The 11,759-nt window shown below is 34.8% G+C and carries 9 protein-coding genes and 2 tRNA genes; 3 read left to right on the plus strand and 8 right to left on the minus strand.

Annotated features, from left to right (window positions below):
• Positions 1-192: 192 nt before the first annotated feature.
• Both JWQ54_RS05625 and JWQ54_RS05630 read left to right on the plus strand, forming a co-directional pair.
• The gene (locus JWQ54_RS05625; RefSeq protein WP_299581452.1) at positions 193-3,543 is read left to right on the plus strand and encodes an NACHT domain-containing NTPase; all 3,351 of its coding nucleotides are present in this window, start codon (positions 193-195) and stop codon (positions 3,541-3,543) included.
• A gap of 197 nt (positions 3,544-3,740) precedes the next feature.
• Positions 3,741-3,884, plus strand: coding sequence for a hypothetical protein (locus JWQ54_RS05630; RefSeq protein WP_299581455.1), 144 nt, complete (start codon positions 3,741-3,743; stop codon positions 3,882-3,884).
• Here JWQ54_RS05630 and JWQ54_RS05635 read toward each other — a convergent pair.
• Both JWQ54_RS05635 and JWQ54_RS05640 read right to left on the minus strand, forming a co-directional pair.
• Positions 3,879-4,478, minus strand: coding sequence for a two-component regulator propeller domain-containing protein (locus JWQ54_RS05635; RefSeq protein ID WP_299581458.1), 600 nt, complete (start codon positions 4,476-4,478; stop codon positions 3,879-3,881). The two genes, JWQ54_RS05630 and JWQ54_RS05635, sit on opposite strands and share 6 nt — an antisense overlap.
• A 59-nt stretch (positions 4,479-4,537) precedes the next feature.
• Positions 4,538-5,641 carry an exo-alpha-sialidase gene (locus JWQ54_RS05640; protein WP_299581460.1) on the minus strand — a complete coding sequence of 368 codons (1,104 nt, stop codon included), beginning with the start codon at positions 5,639-5,641 and terminating at the stop codon, positions 4,538-4,540.
• Between the two features lie 149 nt (positions 5,642-5,790).
• On the opposite strand from JWQ54_RS05640, the gene JWQ54_RS05645 reads away from it, so the two are divergent.
• A complete protein-coding gene (locus JWQ54_RS05645; protein ID WP_299581462.1) occupies positions 5,791-6,687 on the plus strand; it encodes a winged helix-turn-helix domain-containing protein in 897 nt (298 codons plus the stop codon).
• Positions 6,688-6,697: 10 nt separating this feature from the next.
• On the opposite strand, the gene JWQ54_RS05650 is transcribed toward JWQ54_RS05645, so the two are convergent.
• The 6 genes from JWQ54_RS05650 to JWQ54_RS05675 all read right to left on the minus strand — a co-directional run bounded on the left by JWQ54_RS05650 (position 6,698) and on the right by JWQ54_RS05675 (position 11,732).
• Entirely contained in the window at positions 6,698-7,348 is a 651-nt protein-coding gene (locus tag JWQ54_RS05650; protein WP_299581464.1) for a hypothetical protein, read from the minus strand.
• A gap of 3 nt (positions 7,349-7,351) precedes the next feature.
• Positions 7,352-8,995, minus strand: a complete 1,644-nt coding sequence (locus JWQ54_RS05655; protein WP_299581466.1) for an AAA family ATPase — start codon at positions 8,993-8,995, stop codon at positions 7,352-7,354.
• The gene (locus tag JWQ54_RS05660; RefSeq protein ID WP_299581468.1) at positions 8,995-10,611 is read right to left on the minus strand and encodes an Eco57I restriction-modification methylase domain-containing protein; all 1,617 of its coding nucleotides are present in this window, start codon (positions 10,609-10,611) and stop codon (positions 8,995-8,997) included. The genes JWQ54_RS05655 and JWQ54_RS05660 overlap by 1 nt, the downstream gene beginning before the upstream one ends.
• 145 nt (positions 10,612-10,756) lie before the next feature.
• Positions 10,757-10,841, minus strand: a tRNA-Leu gene (locus tag JWQ54_RS05665).
• Between the two features lie 84 nt (positions 10,842-10,925).
• Positions 10,926-10,998, minus strand: a tRNA-Gly gene (locus JWQ54_RS05670).
• Positions 10,999-11,249: 251 nt separating this feature from the next.
• Positions 11,250-11,732, minus strand: coding sequence for a RecX family transcriptional regulator (locus tag JWQ54_RS05675; RefSeq protein WP_299581470.1), 483 nt, complete (start codon positions 11,730-11,732; stop codon positions 11,250-11,252).
• Positions 11,733-11,759: the final 27 nt, after the last annotated feature.

The raw sequence follows: 11,759 nt of genomic DNA on the forward strand, positions 1-11,759 counted from the left end.
AGGTGTTCAAAGAAATTGACATGGGGGGTTCACACCTTGTAATTGTAAATTCATCAAGATTAATTACGAAACTCCTTTCCTCAATTCTATTAATTACAGGTTTGAAAAAACGCCTCCTTATTTGTAATTGATTGTTGAGACAAATATTTGTATTATTGGTCTAACTAACCAATAAACAGATCATAATTACTAATGAGTACTAAAGAACCCGAGCTGTTTGACTATTTCAAATCTGTTAAAGATGTAAAATCACCAGCAACGCATGCCGCACATCAATTAGACTCACTAATACCTAATCTGTCACTTTGTATTAAACTATTGATTTTATTTATCAATAGTACGGATAGCGATTCTTCTTTGGAAAGACTACCAGATGATTTCAATCAATATTGTAATGTGATTTTATCAGACAACCTTTCGGGTTATCCAGTGGCTATAGAAGGTTTGTCTCAAAAATTCGAAGCCTTTTTAAAGAAGGTTGGTTACCTCCGTTATAAGAATACTATTTATTGGAGCGGAGATAGTAGTCATATAGGGATAAAGGAAACAACACTTAATAATCTTTGTGACGGTATACTTGTACCACAAAAAGGTATGCCTAAGGGCACTGGAGCTAGGCACTTGCCACATCCTTTATTTGCTTTTACTGGATTTAATCATGATTTAGTAGAATTCCTAAGAAAGGAACTAAGAAATAAAGTACATCAGGCTCCCAATATTCCTAAAAGAGATCTTATTACTTATGCCGAATATGTATTGTTAGCATATCTATTCGTTGTTCAAGACAATTTATCATTACTATCAGAAAACCTTTCGATCGAAAGTAAGCATAATTCCAAGCTTGCAACTTATTTTTCAAAATGGCAAAATCGGTATGTGCAAACGATCTTTATTGAAAAAGACACTAATGATCTGGTTGAGCTATCCCCTCATATTATTGAAACGGATTGGGATGTAAACAACCAAGCGCAATCATTTGTGCCCAAACAGGGCAAAATTCTAGATATTCTGGGTGATCTTAAACAGTTTGTAATAATTGGCGATCCAGGATTAGGAAAAACTACTACATTGCAATTTCTCGGCTATCACTTAGCACGGCAGGATAAAAATTTGCCTTTATATTTTCCAATAAAAAACTTTGTACCTAAAAGAGACTTACTTTCACAAGTTGCAACATATGCGGAATTAAGTCAAGATGTTATAAGTTCTTACAGAGAATCAGGATTCCTAGCTTTTTTATTCGATGGCATTAATGAGGTTCTTATTTCGGCTGATCAAGTTGAGCTCAAAAATCAGATTAAAAGTCTCCTTAAAGATTACAAGCATAGTTGTTTCATATTCACAACTAGACCATCAGCATATAAAAACGATTTCAATATACCTGTATTCGAACTTCAAGCGTTAAACGACATAGAAATCATAGAGTTCATTCAGAAAAACCATCCCGAAAAGGCTACAACCCTGGTTACAGAACTCGAAAAACAACCAAAATTAAAAGAATTATGCCGAAATCCATTGATTTTGGTAATACTGTGCTCGCTTATTCAGCAGGCACCTTTTACCATTCCGTCTAATAAAGGTCTATTGCTTAAAAACTTTATTGATGCTTTGTTAAAACGAGAGCAGCATAAAAATCAACTATTTGACTGCTATAAGTATTTTAATTATCTCCTTGCACTTGGCTTACAAACCAGGATTGACGAACGCATTAGTTTCGACACGCACTATGCAATAACCATTATATCGAAAGCTGTAGAACAAATTGACCCATCGGCGGATCGCTCAAAAATATTAATAGATCTAATTGATATTGGCTTGCTTACCAAAAACAATAATCAGATCAGCTTTACTCACGAATTATACCAAGAATATTTCGCTGCTGAAGGAATATTACAAAAAAATCTACCAGAATCCGAATTGCAAGCATTTGAAGCTTCGACAAATTGGGAACAACCTCTTATTTTATACTCAGGATTAGTTGAACGTTACGACGAATTCATCGGAAGCCTTTCCGAACGCAACCCGATTTTGGCATTAAAATGCTTTGAAAGTTCAATTAAAAACGATGATGCCATACTTGCTGTCATTACTAAAAATGCTTTCATTAACTCTCAGAAAGTAGATAATATAAAAACAGCATCAAACGGGTTGATCACTTTACTTCGCCTTGGAGAAGCAAAATTATTCAACGAGTCGTTGGCATCAAGTATTGGCAAACACGGGGAAATTGTTTTTAGGTTGTTGGGACAGATATCATCCGTACTCGTCAAAACTATTGACTTTAACTATCTATTTGATTCCATATCAATCGTGGTTAATCTTAATAAGTCTTTTATCCCATCGATTATTCGAAATCTTGGCAGGCGTAATCCTGAGGAAATCGTTAAAATCAAAGACCAATTATTTGATTTGTTTAAAAAGGATTTTTTTACCTCAATTAAACCATCTTTTTTATATCGTTTCTTTCGTCTAATAGATCTTACTAGCGCCGAAAAAGTTGGTAAATCAAATTTGGAAAACTATTGTATTAAGCTTTGTAAAAATGACAATGCCCATTCTATTGAAAGTACAAATACAGCATGGAACCTCGTATCCCAATTTAAACTTTTTGATGATTCTAAATTTGTAACAAAGGTTATAGGTATATTGGTGAATAATCGTAAAGCAAATCATGGCTTTATTAAGAAGCTTGCTGATCATTCGCCCAATCAATTAGATAATATTATTATCGCTTGTCTTGACTCTAAAAACATTACCTGTCATTGCGTTGGAATATACTTGAGTATAGCTAACGGAAAAGAAGCAGCATTTAAGGAAGCTCTAGAGAAGCTATTTATTTACCGTAACGAAGCTATTAAGAAAAGAATAGTCTCGTCCTATAATGACAATATGCTTGCTGAGAGAATAAGCGTGATCTTTAATCACGAAGTTATAAGACGCTTACTAATTGAATTTGAAAAGAACAAGGCGACCGTTTACAAATACAAAGTAAAGGATATAAAAGACCAAATGATTGTTATTCGAATTAGAGGTCTTCATGTCCAAGGAAAACTCTTAGAGGCCGAAAGAATTACTAAAAACATTAAAAAAGATCAAGCACTAACTGTAAAACTTGCATTTATAGATCCATTTGCGCAGGTTGTATATTTTACGGAAAAGGAAGATCCGTTTGAAAATTATTATAGTATATGTCAGTTACCTGCGCCAGGCTTGGAGGTTCGTGCCAAAATTTCTTACATTAAAAACGATGAAGCAGAAGCTTTTATTCACGACAAATATATAGGCATAATAAAAGATAGTCGATTGAAAGACCAAAAACTCCTTGGAAAAAAAGTTTCTGCAATAATTATCAAACTCGAAGAAGGACGATATATCTTAGAATTAGCGCCACAAAAAGTTTCGAAATTCAAACCCGCTATAGAAAAAATTCCTCAAATAAATAAAAGTCAAAAAATCACATCAAAGTTTTCGGGCAAGTCAAGACGAGAATCAGATTTTGCATTTCTGTTGAAAAATGCGTTGAAGAGTGATAATGAAGATTAAGCTTAGAAACTATCAAGGATTAAATTAATATTAAAGATTATTACATAGTTTAGTTCATAAAATCTATTTGAATACCTCAATTGACAATATAGATTTATTAAAATTTGTAAGCCATTTTTTCTTGTCATTTAGGTGAACGCTCATAAATCAGTTTTTCATCTTTATTAAATTAAAAAAAGTGCATTTAATTCAAGAGAATGGAAACAAAAAAAAGAAAAGCAAGAAGAACAACAGGTCGTCCAATCAAGAAGAAAGTTAGAGATAGTAATATTTATGCAGGTAGGGAGGAAGCAATGTTAAATAAAGTTGTAGAAATAATAGTGAAGAAAAACGCGTTATGAATCTATCCTGAACTTTTTTGACAACAGGACTACCAACGCCTCGGCAGAATCATTCAACGCCGGAAAAGTTTTCCCTGTGCTGTCTTCATTCATCGCATCTCCATTTATGATATAATTTCGAAAGGATTTCCCATCGTAACGGCTTGCTCCTCCAAAAACACCGAACCAGATGTTGCCTTTTTTATCTTCATAAATACTACCAACATCATTATTAAGAAGTCCGTCCTTGGTTGTAAAATTTCGAAAGGATTTCCCATCGTAATAATAAACACCTGAGCCAACGGAGCCGAACCAAAAGTTGCCTTTCCTGTCTTCTAAAACAGAAAAGAAACGTGCCGAACTTACTTTACTTGTGATATTAGTAAACGATTTTCCGTCGTATCGAAAAATGCCCTCCCACGAAGCAATCCAAATGTTGCCCTTTCTATCTTGTATGATATTACGGGTGATATTGTTAGGTCCGGCGGAAGTGATTACGCTTCTGGTTTCGGACTTAATACTGTCTTTTGGGAGGTCAGTTTTGCTTTGTCCTTTACAGGAAGTGCAAAAAACAAATATTAGTAACAAAGAATAGACGGGAAGATATTTTATCATTTTATCTTTTTCTTTTTATGAACTTCAAAAAACCAAAAGCTTTGCGGGTTTGGAATTTTTCAACATCCTTTATTTGGTATGGCATAAATCACGTTGCCTGAAACAGATAAATTGAAGCCATAATTTTCTATAGCAGGAAGTAACAGTTTTTTCCATGTTTTGCCCATGTCAGATGACCGGAATATACCATCTGAGCCGCCACATATTAAATATTTACCCATTTGTTTAATTGATAAAATATCCGATGAAGATTTAAGTAAGCCTATTTTTTTCATTAATAAACTACTCCAGGAAGGTTGAAGTTCTTCGCCTATGGCATTCCAGGTTTTTCCACTATCCAGTGAAATGTGTATGCTGTTTGTTTGAGTTATTGTGTTGTTTACTATAGCAGCAAATCCTCCATCTATACGTTCCACAGCGATGCCAACACCCCCTTCACTAATCACACGATCCCAGTTTTCACCATCATCGGTCGATCTTAATATTCCCTTTGAGCTGGCAGCCAGCAGTACACCGTTTGACTCTACCATTTTCATTACCCAGCCTCCAACATGCACATATTTCCAGGTTTTTCCACTGTTAGTGGATTTATAAAGGGCGTTGTTGGAGCCTACGAAAACTGTGCCTCCTATAGTTTCAAAAACGCTGGATACTTGTTTCTCTTTATAATTCGTGTACATCCAATCTATCGTTCTGTTAAGGCGTACGGCTTGCTCTTGAAAATTCGTGTACATGGGTGACCAATTATTCGTTCCGTTTATTTTTTGTAAAAATTGACCCCTGAAATTATATGCAAATATCCCATTCTTGCCAGGGGCTATGTTACGCTGTTCACCAGGGAAAATTTCTTTTGTCCAAAAACGAGTTGTGGAATTTGGTTCACTGTGATAAACCCCATTGCCAGCACGTAAATAGAGCCCACGGTCATTTGCAAAGAAACCATCACTCCGCACACCTTCTCTCTGCAAATTTTCGGGCAACCCTTCGCTAATGTCCTGCCATGTTTGTCCGCCATCAGCAGATTTAAAAATGATGTTGACAATCGCCGATGATTTGCCTTCTTTTATTGGTTTCTTTTTTGCTTCCTTTTCTTTTAGCACAAAAGAATTTAGTAGAAATAATACCAGGAAGATAGCCGGAACAAATACAAATAATCTTTTCATTTTTTTAAATTTTAAGTAAAACATATGTTTCATAATCTATTTTATGATCCTATCAGAATTGATGCAGCAAAATTACTTTGATATATTTCAGCCTGAGGCATCAGGATTGTAAATAAAAATGTAAACTTTGTAAATAAAAACTTGACACTATGCATCTCAGCCGAAACCTCCTCTTCGGGAAACGCAAGTACCTGTTCGGATTGATCTTACTCTTGTTTAGCGCTGTAATCTGCGTGGCTTTCAGTATGACCGGCAGTGACGACTTTGATCTCGCCAGAAGAGAAGTTTTGCTCCGCAGGATCGGACATGAACTACTCTTACAGTCTGGCGATAGTACATCAAGAGTGCTCCCGGTAAAAAAGATCGCAGAAAATGAATACCAAATCAGTTTTGAGAATGAACTCACTTTTCAACCTGCCTCCCTGGTGAATACTACCAGCCGTTTGTTGGCCAAAGCCCCCCTTGCAAATGACTATGTTGTTAACGTGCTAAACTGTGGCAACTCCGGTGTAGCTTATGGATATGCTATATCAAAAAATAAGAAAGATGATATTGTAGCCTGTATAGGAAGGAAGCAGCCCCGGGCATGTTACATGATCAACATTAAATTCAAAGCGACGGGTATAATTACAGCAAAGAACGGATACCTTTTGGGCAGCCTGCCATTTTTAGCATTTGTTGGATTTATTTTTTTGAGATCTGTTAAGCCACGGAGAGCCTTGCCTGACGGTCAGTATACTGACATGTTAACTTTGGGCGCGGTGTTGTTCGATACGAAGAACAGGAAGCTCATTATAAATGAAAAACCAATAGACCTGACCGGAACCGAAACCCGTGTACTGCGCATTTTCGCGTTATCTCCTAACGAGACTATAGAGCGAAGCCGGCTGCAAAAAGAGATCTGGGAAGATGAAGGTGTTATTGTGGGGCGCAGTCTGGATATGTTCATATCAAAACTTAGAAAAAAATTGGAACTTGATCCGAATATCAACATTGTTGTTATACGCGGCAAAGGATATAAGCTTGAAATTAGGGGTCAAATATGACGCTTAAAATTTAACCAGCAACTTTGATTTTTACATCGTAGTAAAAATCATGCAAACTTTTATTTCTGCTCAAATATTTGGTCAAACGTTTTTCATCATTTGTGTTAAACTCTTTACTAAACTCAAAATAAAGCTGATAATCTGGCTTCATCTTTCCTTGCCTGTAACCTTTTTTAAATTCAATTCTCTTTTTTGCATTGGCCGTTTTTGAAGAATCACGGTCCTCTAGTAGAGTCAATATCCATGCATCCATTTCTTCTACGGAAATTGCATACAAGAATGTCGAACTTAAATCTTCACCAATCCATTCATTAATTTTATTAATAATGGATGATCTTATTTCCTTGCAATAATTTGGCCCTTTTTCTGGTTGTACAATACCATAATCTGCACTTTCCGCAGTATCAAAATGAATTGCTATAAAATCGCTTTGTTCTTGCAGGAAAAAATCATCGATAAAAATGCGATTCTTACATTCATCTTTGACTGAATTCCATCCTCCATGAATCTCTCCTCTTCCAGCAGCTAAATCCGTTGCGTCATATTTATATTGAGGTAGTAAAGGTTGGAAATCACTTTCATCCATGCCTGTTATTCCAGAAATAATATTTACTATAACAGCTCTATCAGAATGTCCTTCTGCTATTATGCCAATTCTCATAATTTAAAAGTTATCCGGGACACCTCCTAAAGACCCTCTCATCCACATTTCTGAAATTTTTAATGGCTTATCTTTTAAATCTTCTTTAAACTTCACGCGCCTGGTTTTTGTATGCCCTTCACTATTTCTATAAACGACAAATAATCTTTGTTCATCATCAAATAAATTTAGGCCATCTAAAACAGCTGGGTTGTGGGTAGTTATAATGGCTTGTTTTCCCCTTTCTTTTGATAAAATAGCCAATTCCATTATCAATCGTTGACATAACCTCGGATTTAATGCGGTTTCAATATTATCAATTCCGAACAGTTTTGGGGTTTTATTACTGATAAAAAGTGATAAATAAAACAACACATGTAATATCCCCTCATTGCTATTTTCAGCAGAGAGAACATTATTCTTTTTCAGCATGTATTTATCTGAAAAATATAGCGTTGAGGTACTCCTACCTGGTTTAAGCCCTAAAAGCTTATTTTTGTCATCTTTATCACTTATTATTCCGTCCAACCACTTAAAAAACATTTCACTCTTTTTTAAATAATCCCTTTCGAAAGAGTTAAAACTTGAAATCAATAAATCTAACCCTTCTCCATTCAGCCCCAATGGAGTTTTCCTACTATCTGACGGGGTGATTCCTCTCAGAGACTTAGTATTCAAATCGAAAATCCCGTATTCTGAAAGAATCTCTATATATCTATCAGACTTATTGGAAATTTTATATTCGGATTTCTCAAAAACCTCTTTGAATGCAGTTTCAAAATCAACGTTGATTCCACTTTTTTCATAATCATAAATAATATTTCTAAAGCGAACTAAAAAGTCGCTTTCAACCTCCGGTAATACACCATCGATCCACTTAGTATAAATTTCATTTTTCTTTTCAGGATAAATTGAAGAATGACTTGTTGTTAGTCCTTGATTAGTATTAAACCCAACCTGGATATTAATTCTATCACTTTGTGTAGCTCCCAAAAAAGAACTCAGCATTAAATCAGGCCTAGCAATTCTGATACCCCTACTATAAAGTCCATCAAAATTTAAATCATTAGCTTTAGCGGCTCCAATAACCGCTATTGCTTCTAAAATATTCGATTTCCCACAACCATTTTCACCAATAAATACATTAAATCTTCCGAGTTCAATTTTATCATTTAATATGGACTTATAGTTACTAATTTCAATAGAGCGTAATTGTGTAGTATCTATTTTATTATCAGGTGTTTGATTCTGCTTAAATTCTTGAACTGCATCGTTCCAATCTTTGCTGTTAAATTTCAAAATAGCCTTCAATGCTATATCAGATAAAGCATAATGTGTTTTTGAACTTGTCGTGCTTAATTCAGGATCGTCAGGATTTAAAACAGCGATGGTATTTTCTACAAAAGGTTTTAAAGCAAGTTTTCTAAATGATTCTCTCGAATTAGGCTTATAATCAGCTTTGTAATATTCATTAGCAAATTCCATTATATCTTTGGAAATAATCATGCTTCTTTTATGGGCATTTTTCCATTGGCTTTCGGGTTTTAAATTACTTAATGCAAGTAATGTTAACGCACAAATGCGATTTTGCAAATGTTTTTCCAATCCTAAATCAGATAAAATTTGTTGTGCTTCTGAAATTTTAGATTCAATATTTTCTTTACTCATTATAACTTGATCTTTAGCTGCCTTGAAATAACTCCATCAATAGATGTTTGGGTTATTTCGTTTTCATTTAAAACTTCTCTGCCAATCTCAATAATTTTTTTAATATTCGGCAATTTAATATCTCTTAATTCTGTGGCACTTACATTTATATTACCATTAAATGTACGGAAATATCTATCGAAGAGTGTGCTATTTAAAAGAGCTGATAATCCAATCGTTTCTTCTATCGTTAACGATCCTTGTTTTTTATATATATAGTTTAAATGATTTTCAATTCCTATTTTATCAAATTCGTTTAGAGTGGTACTTAAATATGGCGCAGCAATCAATTTCCTTGAATCATCTTTTGCGCTGAATCTTCTTAACAAAACGTAATTTAAATTGGGAACCAAAAGCTTATTTGAATCTTTATTGGATAGAAAATACTGTCTTTTCGGTTTACCCTTTACTCCGTTTTCCGTAGGCCAATTATACTCCATGTATTTGATATTATGAAGCCAAAAAAGTGGAACAGAGTTGCCCACAGGATCTTTCAATATGAATTCTTGGCTTCTAAAATCTACAATTTTCCCCGTAGAAACTTCCCAACCAAATTTATGTAATGTATTATCCCATTTTCTAAATACGTCAATTACTTTATCATCTTCATTATTAGATGGTAAATGGAGTGTTTTTTGATAGCTATTTATATCTATAAGGGTTTCTGCTGAATAAAACATCCACGTACGTTTGTCTAAGTCAGACATTCCGGAGGAAGACGAAATAATTATTGAATCTTTTGAAATTTGATCAAATGGCAAATGTAATTGATTAGGAGAAGAATTCAGTTTAGCAGATGCAGCAATTATAAGGGTTTCTTGTAATACTTTATCTCGTTTAAATGTGGAAGATCTAGATTCAAATAGATGAATATTTTTAATATCCACCTGGGAGAAAAATTGTTCACGAAACATTCTAAAATAATTTCCGGAACAGAAACTTCTTGGAGTTATAAAAATCAGTTTTCCACCCGGTTTTAATAGTTTTGCCGCTATAAGAAGAAAAATAGAATAAATATTCGTCTGTCCATAAATAACAGTTTGAGCTGCTATCGAACGAGGATCATCCTTTGGCAATTTAAAATATGGAGGATTAGAAATGATAAGATCATATTTTTCGTGAATATCTTCCCTGCCTGATAGAATATGTGAATTATGAAGTATGAAATCATTTTTACAAAGAAAGTAATTCAATTCTACTCCTTTTGAATACAACCATAATCGAAGATAATTAAAACACATTTCAGCAAGTGGAAGTAACTTAACATCTGTTTCAAAGGCAACAAGTTCAATTGTCTTTATTTGCGGGTTAATGAAAATAAAATCTTCTGCCATGGCAGCAGAAAGAATCCCTATTCCACAACCAGGATCTAATATTTTAACTATTTCGCCAGTACTAACCGCAAACTCTCCTATAAATTTTGCAATAGGAAGTGGCGTAAAAAATTGACCCGCTTTTTTTTTATGTTCGTCAGTTACAGTTGAGGCATAAATTATCCCTAAACGATCGGCAAAAGCAGAGGGTAATTCATTCTCAAATGGAAAAATCTCAAAAGATTCAGTCTCTAAACTTGACATTTTTGTAAGATAAACGAATATTTGTAAAACTTTCAAGCCTTTTGCTTAATTGAAAAATATTTTTTTTCTATATCTAATTTTATTGATTATTTAAGACAACAAAGCCCGATATTTTCATACCAGGCTTCTTGTTCGATTCTAAATGTACTCAGAGCGGGAATCGAACCCGCACTCCGTTTACGGGAACAGGATTTTAAGTCCTGCGTGTCTACCAGTTCCACCATCTGAGCATGGTTCCTTGTCTACCAGTTTTCGTCACCTGAGCAGGTGATTAAACCTTTTAACAATAAATCCCTTCTTGTGGAAGGGATTTGAGCGAAAGACGAGATTCGAACTCGCGACCCCGACCTTGGCAAGGTCGTGCTCTACCAACTGAGCTACTTTCGCATTTTTTATTCTCCGCTTTGCTGATTTTCACTTGCTGACTATCGTTTCTCGCTTGCGGAGTGCAAATATAGAGAGAAATGCCTATTCTGCAAATGAAAATTTTATTTTTTTTGATTTTGCGTTGATTGGTTTGAATTGCCTTTATTAAGTTATTGTTAGCTAAAGGCTTACGCTTAAAAAAAAAATTTACCTATTCAACATTCCAACCCAACCAACCCAATCCAACCCAATCAACCACTCACCTAATCAACCTAATCAACCCTTTCCCTTAAAACATCTAAAACAAGATCACTCTCATATCCGCGACTAAAAGCGTACTGCTGCAGTTTATATTGGCGTTTCCGGGGATCTTTTTCTGTTATTGTTTTGTCTTTTTTCTCCAAAAGCCTTTCCAGTGTTTTCAAATAATCGTCTCCTGCTATGGTCAGCAATGCTTTTTTTATCAAAACATCAGGCACCTTTTTTAATTTAAGCCCCTGTTTTATCTTGATCTTCCCCCACCCTTTTTGTTTAAACTTGCCCTGCACATAAGCTTTTGCAAAACGTTCCTCGTTTAAGAAGCGCCCTTCTATCAATAAGATAATAATATTTTCAACCGCCGCTTCCCACAGCCCCCACTCATAAAGCTTATTGCGTACCTCCTGCTGCGAGCGTTCCTGGTAGGCGCAATAATGTTCGGCCTTTGCCAGGGCTACTTTTACATCAGTTATTTTATTTGTTTTTGGGCTGTCCATTAAAACCAAAAATCGTTAAAAATTCTT

The organism is Mucilaginibacter sp. (assembly GCF_028288225.1).
GTDB lineage: Bacteria > Bacteroidota > Bacteroidia > Sphingobacteriales > Sphingobacteriaceae > Mucilaginibacter.